13 protein-coding genes and 2 tRNA genes are annotated in these 13,046 nt (G+C 55.7%); 11 read left to right on the forward strand and 4 right to left on the reverse strand.

What is annotated here, in order from left to right; all coding sequences use genetic code 11:
- Positions 1-10: 10 nt before the first annotated feature.
- Together ACOTZF_RS20075 and ACOTZF_RS20080 are read left to right on the forward strand one after the other, a co-directional pair.
- Positions 11-87: transfer RNA gene (locus ACOTZF_RS20075), tRNA-Asp, on the forward strand.
- 53 nt (positions 88-140) lie between these two features.
- Positions 141-216 (forward strand) — tRNA-Trp (locus tag ACOTZF_RS20080).
- Between the two features lie 102 nt (positions 217-318).
- Here the strand turns inward: ACOTZF_RS20080 and hdfR are convergent.
- A complete protein-coding gene (gene hdfR, locus ACOTZF_RS20085) occupies positions 319-1,140 on the reverse strand; it encodes an HTH-type transcriptional regulator HdfR (RefSeq protein WP_020685959.1) in 822 nt (273 codons plus the stop codon).
- 118 nt (positions 1,141-1,258) lie between these two features.
- On the opposite strand from hdfR, the gene ACOTZF_RS20090 reads away from it, so the two are divergent.
- Entirely contained in the window at positions 1,259-1,597 is a 339-nt protein-coding gene (locus ACOTZF_RS20090; RefSeq protein ID WP_013099290.1) for a DUF413 domain-containing protein, read from the forward strand.
- A 32-nt stretch (positions 1,598-1,629) separates the two neighbouring features.
- Here ACOTZF_RS20090 and ACOTZF_RS20095 read toward each other — a convergent pair whose 3' ends face one another.
- On the reverse strand, positions 1,630-3,150 hold the full coding sequence (locus ACOTZF_RS20095) for a YifB family Mg chelatase-like AAA ATPase (protein WP_310825373.1): 1,521 nt from the start codon (positions 3,148-3,150) through the stop codon (positions 1,630-1,632).
- Between the two features lie 341 nt (positions 3,151-3,491).
- Between ACOTZF_RS20095 and ilvL the strand changes: the two genes are divergently transcribed.
- The 7 genes from ilvL to ilvA all read left to right on the forward strand — a co-directional run bounded on the left by ilvL (position 3,492) and on the right by ilvA (position 10,042).
- The gene (gene ilvL / locus ACOTZF_RS20100) at positions 3,492-3,590 is read left to right on the forward strand and encodes an ilv operon leader peptide (RefSeq protein WP_023620831.1); all 99 of its coding nucleotides are present in this window, start codon (positions 3,492-3,494) and stop codon (positions 3,588-3,590) included.
- An 86-nt stretch (positions 3,591-3,676) separates the two neighbouring features.
- The gene (ilvX, locus tag ACOTZF_RS20105; RefSeq protein WP_102046757.1) at positions 3,677-3,727 is read left to right on the forward strand and encodes a peptide IlvX; all 51 of its coding nucleotides are present in this window, start codon (positions 3,677-3,679) and stop codon (positions 3,725-3,727) included.
- A gap of 2 nt (positions 3,728-3,729) precedes the next feature.
- Positions 3,730-5,376, forward strand: coding sequence for an acetolactate synthase 2 catalytic subunit (gene ilvG / locus ACOTZF_RS20110; protein WP_038985284.1), 1,647 nt, complete (start codon positions 3,730-3,732; stop codon positions 5,374-5,376).
- Positions 5,373-5,636 (forward strand): acetolactate synthase 2 small subunit, encoded by a 264-nt coding sequence (gene ilvM / locus ACOTZF_RS20115; protein WP_003860184.1) that lies wholly within the window; start codon positions 5,373-5,375, stop codon positions 5,634-5,636. The genes ilvG and ilvM overlap by 4 nt, the downstream gene beginning before the upstream one ends.
- Before the next feature lie 18 nt (positions 5,637-5,654).
- Entirely contained in the window at positions 5,655-6,584 is a 930-nt protein-coding gene (gene ilvE, locus ACOTZF_RS20120; RefSeq protein ID WP_013099287.1) for a branched-chain-amino-acid transaminase, read from the forward strand.
- A gap of 60 nt (positions 6,585-6,644) precedes the next feature.
- Positions 6,645-8,495: a dihydroxy-acid dehydratase gene (gene ilvD, locus ACOTZF_RS20125; RefSeq protein WP_013099286.1), complete on the forward strand. Its 1,851-nt coding sequence runs from the start codon at positions 6,645-6,647 to the stop codon at positions 8,493-8,495.
- Positions 8,496-8,497: 2 nt separating this feature from the next.
- Positions 8,498-10,042, forward strand: coding sequence for a threonine ammonia-lyase, biosynthetic (ilvA, locus tag ACOTZF_RS20130; RefSeq protein ID WP_029883119.1), 1,545 nt, complete (start codon positions 8,498-8,500; stop codon positions 10,040-10,042).
- Positions 10,043-10,087: 45 nt separating this feature from the next.
- On the opposite strand, the gene ilvY is transcribed toward ilvA, so the two are convergent.
- Positions 10,088-10,978, reverse strand: a complete 891-nt coding sequence (gene ilvY, locus ACOTZF_RS20135) for an HTH-type transcriptional activator IlvY (RefSeq protein WP_013099284.1) — start codon at positions 10,976-10,978, stop codon at positions 10,088-10,090.
- A gap of 152 nt (positions 10,979-11,130) precedes the next feature.
- Between ilvY and ilvC the strand changes: the two genes are divergently transcribed.
- On the forward strand, positions 11,131-12,606 hold the full coding sequence (gene ilvC / locus ACOTZF_RS20140) for a ketol-acid reductoisomerase (protein ID WP_129317595.1): 1,476 nt from the start codon (positions 11,131-11,133) through the stop codon (positions 12,604-12,606).
- 85 nt (positions 12,607-12,691) lie between these two features.
- On the opposite strand, the gene ppiC is transcribed toward ilvC, so the two are convergent.
- Complete coding sequence (gene ppiC / locus ACOTZF_RS20145; protein ID WP_013099282.1) at positions 12,692-12,973, reverse strand: peptidylprolyl isomerase PpiC; 282 nt, start codon at positions 12,971-12,973, stop codon at positions 12,692-12,694.
- Positions 12,974-13,046 lie beyond the last annotated feature (73 nt).

Raw genomic sequence — 13,046 nt, forward strand, 5'->3', positions numbered from 1 at the left:
AGTCTTCGGTGGAGCGGTAGTTCAGTCGGTTAGAATACCTGCCTGTCACGCAGGGGGTCGCGGGTTCGAGTCCCGTCCGTTCCGCCACTTATTAAGACATTAAGCCTGCCTTGTCGTCAGGCTTAATGGCAAAAAACTTTAGGGGCGTAGCTCAGTTGGTAGAGCACCGGTCTCCAAAACCGGGTGTCGCGAGTTCGAGTCTCTCCGCCCCTGCCATATAGAATCCTTTGCTTCGGCAAAGGATTTTTTTTGCCTTCAACAAGGCCAAAATCCCTTCCTAATCAAAAACTGCAGCCAGCCATTATGCTGGCTGGTCAATCATTCCATAATATTGATTTTTAATAGATCTTTTATCTGCGATTGCTTATCGCTGTTCTGCAGCCAGATTGCATACAGCGGCCTGGAAAGCGTAGTGGAATCCAGTACGGTATGGAGTCCCGGTTTACTGTCTGCCCAGCAGACGGGTAACCACGTGCAGCCCTTTAGCAAGGAAAGCTGTTGGCAGGCGATCTCCGCTGAGCTGGTTGTTAGCTGTGGAACATCGTCAGGGGCGATCAAACCGGTTTCATGCTGTTGAAAATCGGGGCCCCATTCAAGCCGCAGATAGGTTAGATCGGACTTCATCATCGCAGGCTCAGAAGCATACAGAGCCAGACCAAACTGTCCGACAATCTGGCTGCTAAATTCGTCCATCTTGGGGGCTTCAGTGGTGATCAGCAGATCAAGCTGGCGCTCGTGAAGTTGCTTAACCAGCGACTGGCGTTGCGCAATTCTGGCCTCGAATTGCAAATGCCCATGCGAATGGTATAACCGCGAAAGCCACTGACTGAGCATACATTCCCACAGAGAGGCGCTGGCCCCAATCGAGAACTCATTGTGCCTGGACGTATGAGCCACCTCTTTACGGGCCGCCTGCCAGGTATTCATCAACGTTTCTGCATACGGGAGCAGTTTCTCACCGGCCGGCGTTAAGCGGATATTGTTGCGGTGACGGGTAAATAGATTCACACCCAATTGATTTTCCAGCTGTCGAATACGAAAACTGACCGCTGACTGCGTCAGATAGAGGGCTTCAGCTGCTCGCCCGAAGTGGCGTGTCCTGCTCACTTCAAGGAAAGTTTTTAGCAATTCCGTATCCACATCTTTCTCCACAAAATTATTTGTCGTTATGATTTAAATGTTTTGTTTTACACTCTGTCAAGCGTAACTAATACTCCGCGCCATAAATAGCTCGGCCAAAGAATTAGGAGCGTGTAGGATGGCGGAAAGCTTTACGACGACTAATCGTTTTTTCGACAATAAAAATTATCCACGCGGGTTCTCTCGTCACGGCGATTTCACCATCAAAGAGGCGCAATTGCTTGAGCGTCATGGTTATGCCTTTAACGAGCTGGATCTGGGTAAACGTGAGCCTGCGACTGAAGACGAAAAACAGTTTGTTGCTGTTTGTCGCGGTGAGCGTGAGCCGCAGTCTGAAGCAGAACGTGTATGGATCAAGTACATGGCACGCATCAAGCGTCCAAAGCGTTTCCATACGCTGTCTGGCGGTAAGCCGCAGATGGAAGGTGCTGAAGACTACACCGAGTCTGACGACTAAGTTGATGAGAAAAGGAGCTTCGGCTCCTTTTTTTATGCCAGTAATTTTTGCAGGTGCAGCAACAACCGATCTATGGCGCGATAGCTCAGCGCTTCCTGCAGATGGTGTCTTTCAATCTCTGGGTCTCCTTCCACATCGGCAATAGTGCGAGCCACTTTCAGCAGGCGCTGCCATGCACGGATCGAGAGCCCAAATCGCGTCAATGTCTCTTCAAGCCAGCAGGCATCCTCAGCCTTAAGATGGCAAAACTGCCGAATCTCAGCATTATCCAGACGCGCATTTAGCTTATGTTGACGAGCGTACTGTCGGGCCTGTGAGGTGATAACCCGTTCGCGAACCTTCGCTGTGCTCTCACCGCGTATCGTTGTCTGGCTGAGCAAACCAGGGGGCAGTAAGGGGATCTCCAGGGATAAATCAAAACGATCGAGGAAAGGGCCTGACAGCTTCCCCAGATAGCGCAGCGTCTGCTCAGGCGTGCAGCGATTATGATTTCCCTGATAATGGCCTGATGGGCTGGGGTTCATGGCAGCAACCAGCTGGAACTGTGCCGGGTAGCTTATTTTGGCGCGCGTGCGGGAGATATGGATCTCGCCAGATTCGATAGGTTCCCGCAGGGCATCCAGTACGCGGCGTTCAAACTCAGGCAGTTCATCAAGGAACAGGATGCCATTGTGTGCCAGCGAGATCTCTCCCGGCCCCGGAATGGAGCCCCCTCCGACCATGGCCGTCAGGGAGGCACTGTGATGGGGAGAGCGAAAAGGGCGTCGTCGCCACTGTTTTTGCAATGATGCAGAGCTCACCAGGCTAAATATCGCTGCGCTTTCAAGTGCCTCATGATTATTGAGTGGTGGCAATAACCCATTCAGCCTGCTCGCCAGCATGGTTTTCCCTGTTCCCGGCGGGCCAATCAGCAACAGGTTATGTCCTCCGGCTGCGGTGATCTCCAGTGCCCGCTTCCCCTGCTCCTGCCCGATAATATCGCTGAGGTCGTCCGGGGTTTCAGGCAGGATATCTCCGGTTTCCTCTGGCTCGGAGAGCGTATGTCGGCCTTCAAGGTGCGCGCAGACTTCCTGTAAATGCCCCGCGACCAGGCATCCTTTCTCGGCAATCAGGCTCACTTCTGAGGCATTTTCATTGGCTACAATAATTTGTCGACCGGCATGAATGGCTTCCAGCGCACCAGAGATGGCGCCAGGAACGCCTCTTAACGCGCCTGTAAGCGCCAGTTCGCCAATGAACTCGTACGAGCCTAGCCTCGCAGTGTTGATCTGCTCAGAGGCTGCGAGAAGCGCAATAGCGATAGGTAAATCGTATCGTCCGCCCTCCTTGGGCAGATCTGCGGGAGCAAGGTTGATCGTGATCTTCTTGGCGGGGAAGGTATAACCGCTATTGATAATTGCGCTGCGAACCCGATCTCTGGCTTCTTTGACCGTGGTTTCTGGCAAGCCGACAAGCGTTAGCCCAGGGAGCCCATTACTCAGATGAACCTCCACAGAAATAAGCGGTGCCTTTACTCCGATAGCCGCGCGCGTGTAAACAACTGACAGTGACATAAGCACCTCCTCAGTGAGTCACTATGTCAGTATTGATTTTGCCTGTTGAGCGTCAGTTGGCTGATTTACGACGCTCATTCCTGCTTTTTAGCGACATAGTGTAACTATTTCACTCATTCGGAAGCTATCTCGCAAAGAGAAGGACGGAACGTTGCAGAGCGCTAAAACACGCCAAAAAAATGAAAAATATTCACTATCTAATTTCCTTATATAAAACAAAGCTTTTCAGGAATATGATTTGCCTGCTAATCAAATCCGTCATAAATAAATCTTGTGTTTGGTTTGATAACTGTGATAACTCTTTAGGCATTCCTTCGAACAAGATGCACAAAGAACTGAAAATGACAGCCCTTCTACTAGTGATTAGCCTGGTCGTGATTAGCGTGGTGGTGATTATTATCCCACCGTGCGGGGCTGCACTTGGACGAGGAAAGGCTTAGAAATCAAGCCTTAACGAACTAAGACCCCCGCACCGAAAGGTCCGGGGGTTTTTTTATGACTAAAAAACTTAAACGAGGAGCAGAGAATGACAAATAGCACAAAATTCTGTTTCTCCCGATTTATGACGGGGAACTAACTATGAATGGGGCACAGTGGGTAGTACATGCGTTGCGCGCACAGGGAGTCGAAACCGTCTTTGGTTATCCGGGAGGCGCAATTATGCCGATTTACGATGCACTGTATGACGGCGGCGTGGAACACCTCTTGTGCCGACACGAGCAGGGCGCAGCCATGGCGGCCATTGGCTATGCACGTGCCACCGGTAAAACGGGCGTCTGCATGGCAACGTCTGGACCGGGCGCCACAAACCTGATCACCGGTCTGGCTGACGCGCTGCTCGATTCCGTTCCCGTGGTGGCGATCACCGGCCAGGTGGCCTCACCCTTCATCGGTACCGATGCCTTCCAGGAAGTCGATGTGCTCGGCTTGTCGCTGGCCTGCACCAAACACAGCTTCCTCGTGCAGTCCCTCGAAGAACTGCCAGGCGTGATGGCGGAAGCGTTCCGTATTGCCAGCTCTGGCCGTCCTGGCCCGGTTCTGGTGGATATCCCGAAAGATATTCAGGTCGCACTCGGCGAGCTGGAACCGCACTTCTCCACCGTTGAGAGTGACGATGCGTTCCCGCATGCGGCAGTCGAAGAGGCGCGTCGGATGCTGGCGCAGGCAGCCCAGCCGATGCTGTACGTCGGCGGCGGCGTCGGCATGGCACAGGCAGTTCCGGCCCTGCGCGAATTTATCGCGGTAACGCAAATGCCTGCCACCTGCACGCTGAAAGGGTTGGGCGCAGTGGATGCTGACTACCCATACTACCTGGGCATGCTGGGGATGCACGGCACCAAAGCGGCAAACCTGGCGGTGCAGGAGTGTGATTTGCTGATTGCCGTCGGTGCCCGTTTTGACGATCGCGTGACCGGCAAGCTGAATACCTTCGCGCCAAACGCCAAAGTTATCCATATGGATATCGACCCGGCGGAAATGAACAAGCTGCGTCAGGCGCATGTTGCGCTGCAGGGCGATCTCAACACGCTGCTGCCGGCGTTACAGCAGCCTTTGAATATCGGCGAGTGGCGCCAGCACACGGCTGAAATGCGTGCCGAGCACGCCTGGCGTTACGACCATCCGGGTGAGGCCATCTATGCGCCGCTGCTGTTGAAGCAGTTGTCTGACCGTAAACCGGCAGACAGCGTAGTGACGACCGATGTCGGCCAGCACCAGATGTGGTCTGCGCAGCACATGACCTACACCCGCCCGGAAAACTTCATCACCTCCAGCGGATTAGGCACGATGGGCTTCGGCCTGCCTGCCGCGGTGGGTGCTCAGGTTGCCCGTCCAAACGATACGGTCATCTGTATCTCCGGTGACGGCTCCTTCATGATGAACGTTCAGGAGTTGGGCACCGTTAAGCGTAAACAATTGCCGCTGAAGATCGTGTTGCTCGATAACCAGCGTTTAGGGATGGTTCGCCAGTGGCAGCAGCTGTTCTTCGAGGAGCGCTACAGCGAAACCACCCTGACTGATAACCCCGATTTCCTCACTCTGGCCAGCGCCTTTGGCATTCCTGGACAGCACATCACCCGTAAAGACCAGGTTGAAGCGGCACTCGACACCATGCTGTCAAGCGAAGGGCCTTACCTGCTTCATGTCTCAATCGACGAGCTTGAGAACGTCTGGCCGTTGGTACCGCCAGGTGCCAGTAACTCACAAATGCTGGAGAAATTATCATGATGCAACATCAGGTCGCCGTTCAGGCTCGCTTCAATCCAGAGACATTAGAACGCGTTTTGCGCGTGGTCCGTCATCGTGGCTTTCAGATTTGCTCTATGAATATGGAGACGGCCACTGACGCCCAAAACATCAGTATCGAATTAACCGTTGCCAGCCCGCGCCCGGTCGACTTACTGTTTAGTCAGTTATCAAAGCTGGTGGATGTTGCCCATGTTGCCATCTGCCAGAGCACAACCACATCACAACAAATCCGCGCCTGAGCGTGACAGGAAGAGAAAATGACGACAAAAAAAGCTGATTACATTTGGTTCAATGGTGAGATGGTTCGTTGGGAGGACGCGAAGGTCCACGTGATGTCCCATGCGCTGCACTACGGTACGTCTGTGTTTGAAGGCATCCGTTGCTACGACTCTCACAAAGGGCCAGTGGTGTTCCGTCATCGTGAACATATGCAGCGTCTGCATGACTCAGCCAAAATTTATCGTTTCCCGGTTTCTCAGAGCGTTGATGAGCTGATGGAAGCCTGCCGCGAGGTGATTCGTAAGAACAACCTGACCAGCGCCTATATTCGTCCGCTGGTCTTCGTGGGTGACGTGGGCATGGGCGTAAACCCGCCAGCCGGTTACACCACTGACGTGATCATTGCTGCGTTCCCGTGGGGGGCGTACCTGGGTGCAGAAGCGCTGGAGCAAGGGATCGACGCAATGGTCTCGTCCTGGAACCGCGTGGCGCCTAATACCATCCCAACTGCGGCCAAGGCGGGCGGTAACTACCTCTCCTCACTGTTGGTCGGCAGCGAAGCGCGCCGCCACGGCTACCAGGAAGGCATCGCGCTGGATGTGAACGGTTATATCTCTGAAGGTGCAGGTGAGAACCTGTTTGAAGTGAAAGACGGTATCCTGTTCACCCCGCCGTTTACCTCTTCAGCCCTGCCGGGTATTACCCGTGACGCCATCATTAAGCTGGCGAAAGATCTGGGTATCGAAGTGCGTGAACAGGTTCTGTCTCGCGAATCCCTGTATCTGGCCGATGAAGTCTTTATGTCCGGTACGGCGGCTGAGATCACGCCGGTTCGCAGTGTAGACGGTATTCAGGTGGGCGCAGGCCGCTGTGGCCCGGTTACCAAACGTATTCAGCAAGCCTTCTTCGGCCTCTTCACCGGCGAAACAGAAGATAAATACGGCTGGTTGGATCAGGTTAATCAATAAGCATAAATATGGGACGGCACGCACCGTCCCATTTAATAGTCAGACGGGAGTAAATAAAGCATGCCTAAGTATCGTTCCGCCACCACCACCCACGGCCGTAACATGGCGGGTGCCCGCGCACTGTGGCGCGCCACTGGGATGACCGACGCTGATTTCGGTAAACCTATCATCGCCGTGGTGAACTCCTTCACCCAGTTTGTGCCGGGCCATGTGCACCTGCGCGATCTCGGCAAACTGGTTGCTGAGCAAATTGAAGCTGCGGGCGGTGTGGCGAAAGAATTCAACACCATTGCGGTGGATGACGGTATCGCAATGGGGCACGGGGGCATGCTCTATTCACTGCCGTCGCGCGAGCTGATTGCCGACTCGGTGGAATACATGGTTAACGCTCACTGTGCGGATGCCATGGTCTGTATCTCCAACTGCGACAAAATCACCCCAGGGATGCTGATGGCTTCCCTGCGTCTGAACATTCCGGTGATTTTCGTCTCCGGTGGTCCTATGGAAGCGGGCAAGACCAAGCTTTCTGACAAAATCATCAAGCTCGACCTGGTCGATGCGATGATCCAGGGCGCGGATCCAAAAGTGTCTGACGAGCAGAGCAACCAGGTGGAACGCTCCGCGTGCCCAACCTGCGGCTCCTGTTCCGGGATGTTCACCGCCAACTCCATGAACTGTCTGACCGAGGCGCTGGGCCTCTCTCAGCCGGGCAACGGTTCGCTGCTGGCGACGCACGCTGACCGTAAAGCGCTGTTCCTCAACGCCGGTAAGCGCATTGTTGAACTGACCAAACGTTACTACGAGCAGGACGATGCCAGCGCGCTGCCGCGCAACATCGCCAGCAAGGCGGCGTTCGAAAATGCCATGACGCTGGATATCGCCATGGGCGGTTCTACTAACACCGTTTTGCACCTGCTGGCTGCGGCGCAGGAAGCGGAAATCGACTTCACCATGAGCGATATCGATAAGCTGTCCCGCAAAGTGCCGCAACTGTGTAAAGTCGCGCCAAGCACCCAGAAATACCACATGGAAGACGTACACCGTGCGGGTGGCGTCATCGGTATTCTTGGCGAGCTGGATCGCGCCGGGCTGCTGAACCGCGATGTGAAGAACGTTCTCGGTCTGACGTTGCCGCAGACGCTGGATAAATATGACGTGATGCTGACTCAGGATGAGGCGGTGAAAAACATGTTCCGCGCGGGTCCGGCCGGTATTCGTACCACGCAGGCCTTCTCTCAGGATTGTCGCTGGGACACCCTGGATGATGACCGCGCCGAAGGCTGCATCCGTTCGCTGGAGCACGCCTACAGTAAAGACGGCGGTCTGGCCGTGCTGTACGGCAACTTTGCGGAAAACGGCTGCATCGTAAAAACCGCGGGCGTGGATGACAGCATCCTGAAATTCACCGGCCCGGCCAAAGTGTACGAAAGCCAGGACGAGGCGGTAGACGCCATCCTGGGCGGCAAAGTTGTGGAAGGCGACGTGGTGGTCATCCGTTACGAAGGGCCGAAAGGCGGTCCAGGCATGCAGGAGATGCTCTACCCAACCACCTTCCTGAAATCGATGGGCCTCGGTAAAGCCTGTGCGTTGATCACCGACGGACGTTTCTCGGGCGGTACGTCCGGTCTCTCCATCGGCCACGTATCACCGGAAGCAGCGAGTGGCGGCAACATTGCGATCATCGAAGACGGTGACCTGATTGAAATCGACATTCCGAATCGCGGGATCCAGCTCAAGCTGAGCGATCAGGAGATCGCGGCTCGTCGTGAAGCACAGGAAGCGCGCGGCGATAAAGCCTGGACGCCGAAGGACCGCCAGCGTGAAGTCTCCTTCGCCCTGCGCGCTTACGCGAGCCTTGCGACCAGTGCAGACAAAGGCGCGGTACGCGATAAATCGAAACTTGGGGGCTAATGATGGCCGAGTCACAACCCTTATCCGCCGCCCCTGAGGGGGCGGAATATCTCCGGGCAGTGCTACGCGCGCCGGTCTATGAAGCAGTGCAGGTCACCCCGCTGCAGAAAATGGAAAAACTCTCTTCGCGCCTCGACAACGTGATTCTGGTGAAGCGCGAAGACCGTCAGCCGGTGCACAGCTTCAAGCTGCGCGGGGCCTACGCGATGATGGCCGGGTTGACCGACGAGCAAAAAGCACGCGGCGTGATTACCGCGTCGGCGGGCAACCACGCGCAGGGTGTGGCGTTCTCGTCTGCCCGTTTGGGGTTGAAAGCGCTGATCGTGATGCCGGTTGCCACGGCAGATATCAAAGTGGATGCGGTGCGTGGCTTCGGCGGCGAAGTGCTGCTCCACGGCGCTAACTTTGACGAAGCAAAAGCCAAAGCGATCGAGCTGGCGCAGCAGCAGGGCTTTACCTGGGTACCGCCGTTCGACCATCCGATGGTGATTGCAGGACAAGGTACCCTGGCGCTGGAACTGCTGCAGCAGGATGCCCATCTTGACCGCGTTTTTGTTCCGGTGGGCGGCGGTGGCTTAGCCGCAGGCGTGGCGGTGCTGATCAAACAGCTGATGCCGCAGATCAAAGTGATTGCCGTGGAAGCGGAAGATTCAGCCTGCCTGAAGGCCGCGCTGGATGCGGGTCATCCGGTCGATCTTCCGCGCGTTGGGCTATTTGCCGAAGGCGTGGCGGTGAAACGTATTGGCGACGAAACCTTCCGTCTGTGCCAGGAGTATCTTGACGACATCGTCACCGTCGACAGCGATGCGATCTGTGCGGCGATGAAAGATCTCTTCGAGGATGTGCGTGCGGTGGCGGAACCGTCCGGCGCGCTGGCATTGGCTGGAATGAAAAAATACATCGCCCAGCACAACATTCGCGGCGAGCGCCTGGCGCACGTGCTCTCGGGCGCTAACGTCAACTTCCATGGTCTGCGTTACGTTTCTGAACGCTGCGAGCTGGGTGAGCAGCGTGAGGCCCTGCTGGCGGTGACCATTCCGGAAGAGAAGGGCAGCTTCCTGAAGTTCTGTCAGCTGCTTGGCGGCCGTTCGGTAACGGAGTTCAACTACCGTTTTGCCGATGCGAAAGACGCCTGTATTTTTGTCGGCGTGCGTTTAAGCCGCGGTCTGGAAGAGCGCAAAGAGATCCTCCACCTGCTGCACGAAGGCGGCTACAGCGTGGTCGATCTCTCTGACGATGAGATGGCGAAGCTGCACGTGCGTTATATGGTCGGTGGTCGTCCGTCGAAGCCGCTTAAAGAACGTCTTTACAGCTTTGAATTCCCGGAATCCCCGGGCGCGTTGCTGAAGTTCCTGCATACGCTGGGCACGCACTGGAACATCTCGCTGTTCCACTACCGCAGCCACGGCACCGACTATGGCCGCGTGCTGGCCGCGTTTGAACTGGCCGAGCACGAGCCGGATTTCGAAACGCGTCTGAACGAGCTGGGCTATGAGTGCCATGATGAAACGCACAACCCGGCGTTCCGCTTCTTCCTCGCGGGCTAAGGGGAGGTCTGCGTATAGGTCGGGTAAGCGTAGCGCCACCCGACTTTAATGGTTCGGCAATATCTTCCAGAACGCATCAATAAGCGGCTCATGCAGCCGCTTTTTTTGTGCACACACGCCAAGCTCGAACGGCGTCTTTTCGTCGCTGCGCTCCAGAATCATCACGCGATTGCGCACCGGTTCCGGGCTGTTTTCCAGCACCACTTCCGGCAGCAGCGCCACGCCGCAGCCAAGCGCCACCATCGAGACCATCGCCTCGTGTCCGCCCACCGTCGCGTAAATCGACGGATTACTGATTTTCTGACGACGGAACCAGAGTTCGATACGGCGTCGCACCGGACCCTGATCGGCCATGATAAACGGCACCGATGACCAGTCCGGCTTTTCCACCGACACCTGATTACGCACCGGGCAGGGTAGCGCCGGGGCGATCAGCACCACCGCCAGATTCTCCAGCATAGAGAACGCCACCGCGCCCGGCAGGGTTTCGGGCTTCCCGGCAATGGCCAGATCGGCTTCGCCTGTGACGACTTTTTCCATGGCATCGGCGGCATCGCCGGTGGTGAGCTTAATTTCAACCGAGGGATGCTCCGCGCGGAAGCGGTCAAGGATAGGAGGAAGATGGCTATAGGCGGCCGTTACGGAACAGAAAATGTGTAGCTCGCCGGATAAAGACGGCCCTTTCTGATCGATGGCGTGTCGTAGCTGCTGATACTGCAGCAACGTCTGCTGAGCAAAGACCCGCAGCTCTTCGCCCGCTTCCGTGAGGGTAACGGTGCGATTATCCCGCACAAACAGCGGCTGGCCGAGGTCCTCTTCAAGGCGCTGGATCTGGCGCGAAAGCGTGGACGGGCTGACGTGCATGGCCCGGGCGCTACGGCCAAAATGGCGGCTTTCCGCCAGATGCAGGAACATTTTCAGATCGCGTAAATCCACGGATTCCACTCCCCCTTTTTACATTGCAGATATTGCAACGTGACGTTGTGAATATATCAATTTCCGCAATAAATTTCCTGTTGTAATGTGGGTACATTCTCGCTGAAACGCGAACCGAACAATAAGACACACAACATCACGAGGTATCACCCATGGCTAACTACTTTAATACACTGAACTTGCGCCAGCAGCTGGCGCAGCTGGGCAAATGCCGCTTCATGGCGCGCGATGAATTTGCTGATGGCGCGAGCTACCTTCAGGGTAAAAAAGTGGTCATCGTCGGTTGTGGCGCGCAGGGTCTGAACCAGGGCCTGAACATGCGTGACTCCGGGCTGGATATCTCTTACGCCCTGCGCAAAGAAGCAATTGCTGAAAAACGCGCTTCCTGGCGTAAAGCGACCGAAAACGGCTTCAAAGTGGGTACCTACGAAGAGCTGATCCCGCAGGCGGATCTGGTTGTTAACCTGACGCCAGACAAACAGCACTCTGATGTTGTGCGCTCCGTTCAGCCGCTGATGAAAGACGGCGCGGCGCTGGGTTACTCTCATGGCTTCAACATCGTTGAAGTGGGCGAGCAGATCCGTAAAGACATCACCGTAGTGATGGTGGCTCCGAAGTGTCCGGGTACAGAAGTCCGTGAAGAGTACAAGCGTGGCTTCGGCGTGCCGACGCTGATCGCGGTTCACCCGGAAAACGATCCGAAAGGCGAAGGGATGGCGATCGCTAAAGCATGGGCAGCGGCTACCGGTGGCCACCGTGCGGGCGTTCTGGAATCTTCCTTCGTGGCTGAAGTGAAATCTGACCTGATGGGCGAGCAGACCATTCTGTGCGGCATGCTGCAGGCCGGTTCACTGCTGTGCTTCGATAAGCTGGTGGAAGAGGGTACCGACCCGGCATACGCAGAAAAACTGATTCAGTTCGGCTGGGAAACCATCACCGAAGCGCTGAAGCAGGGCGGTATCACGCTGATGATGGATCGTCTGTCCAACCCGGCGAAACTGCGTGCTTTCGCGCTGTCCGAACAACTGAAAACCATTATGGCGCCGTTGTTCCAGAAACATATGGATGACATCATCTCCGGCGAGTTCTCTTCCGGCATGATGGCTGACTGGGCGAATGATGATAAGAAACTGCTGACCTGGCGTGAAGAGACCGGTAAGACCGCGTTCGAAACTGCGCCACAGTATGAAGGTAAAATCGGCGAGCAAGAGTACTTCGACAAAGGCGTACTGATGATCGCGATGGTAAAAGCAGGTGTTGAGCTGGCGTTCGAAACCATGGTGGATTCCGGCATCATCGAAGAGTCTGCGTACTACGAATCTCTGCACGAGCTGCCGCTGATCGCGAACACCATCGCCCGTAAGCGTCTGTACGAAATGAACGTGGTTATCTCTGATACCGCTGAGTACGGCAACTACCTGTTCTCTTATGCATGCGTACCGCTGCTGAAAGAGTTCATGACTACCCTGCAGTCGGGCGATCTGGGCAAAGCCATTGCGGAAGGTGCGGTAGACAACGCGCAACTGCGCGATGTGAACGAAGCGATTCGCAGCCACCAGATCGAGAAAGTAGGTCACAAACTGCGTGGCTACATGACCGATATGAAACGTATCGCGGTAGCGGGTTAACAACCTTGTCGGGTGACGCTTCGCTTACCCGACCTACAAAACGCTAAGACGTAGGCCGGGTAAGGCGCAGCCGCCACCCGGCTTTTTATTTGCGATAGAGGACCTTGATCACGTGGTAGCCGAACTGCGTGTGCAGCGGGCCAGTCGGCTCCAGTACCGGGCAGGAGAAGACCACTTTGTCGAACGCCGGAACCATCTGACCCTGACGGAATTCCCCTAAGTCACCGCCGCGTTTGCCTGACGGGCAAATGGAGTGCTTCTTCGCCAGCTTGCCGAAGTCGGCGCCGTTTTTGAGCTGCTCCAGAAGATCCAGAGCCAGTTTCTCTTCTTTAACAAGGATATGCAGTGCTGCTGCTGTTTTTGCCATGATCGTGCCTTGAGTGGTATGGATTAGGCTCGCTATACTACCACGCTGTTATTCTCCCCTCCTGACTTTCATT

Source organism: Enterobacter cloacae complex sp. SHL021, assembly GCF_049237765.1.
In the GTDB taxonomy this organism is placed as follows: Bacteria; Pseudomonadota; Gammaproteobacteria; order Enterobacterales; family Enterobacteriaceae; genus Enterobacter; species Enterobacter cloacae.

Bases quoted from the DNA above. Each gene is read 5' to 3' on its own strand.
- ppiC (WP_013099282.1), bottom strand. From the start codon at position 12,973: ATGGCAAAAACAGCAGCAGCACTGCATATCCTTGTTAAAGAAGAGAAA.
- ACOTZF_RS20095 (WP_310825373.1), bottom strand. From the start codon at position 3,150: ATGTCACTGTCAGTTGTTTACACGCGCGCGGCTATCGGAGTAAAGGCA.
- ACOTZF_RS20090 (WP_013099290.1), top strand. From the start codon at position 1,259: ATGGCGGAAAGCTTTACGACGACTAATCGTTTTTTCGACAATAAAAAT.
- ilvE (WP_013099287.1), top strand. From the start codon at position 5,655: ATGACGACAAAAAAAGCTGATTACATTTGGTTCAATGGTGAGATGGTT.
- ilvA (WP_029883119.1), top strand. From the start codon at position 8,498: ATGGCCGAGTCACAACCCTTATCCGCCGCCCCTGAGGGGGCGGAATAT.
- ilvM (WP_003860184.1), top strand. From the start codon at position 5,373: ATGATGCAACATCAGGTCGCCGTTCAGGCTCGCTTCAATCCAGAGACA.
- ilvG (WP_038985284.1), top strand. From the start codon at position 3,730: ATGAATGGGGCACAGTGGGTAGTACATGCGTTGCGCGCACAGGGAGTC.
- ilvL (WP_023620831.1), top strand. From the start codon at position 3,492: ATGACAGCCCTTCTACTAGTGATTAGCCTGGTCGTGATTAGCGTGGTG.
- ilvC (WP_129317595.1), top strand. From the start codon at position 11,131: ATGGCTAACTACTTTAATACACTGAACTTGCGCCAGCAGCTGGCGCAG.
- ilvD (WP_013099286.1), top strand. From the start codon at position 6,645: ATGCCTAAGTATCGTTCCGCCACCACCACCCACGGCCGTAACATGGCG.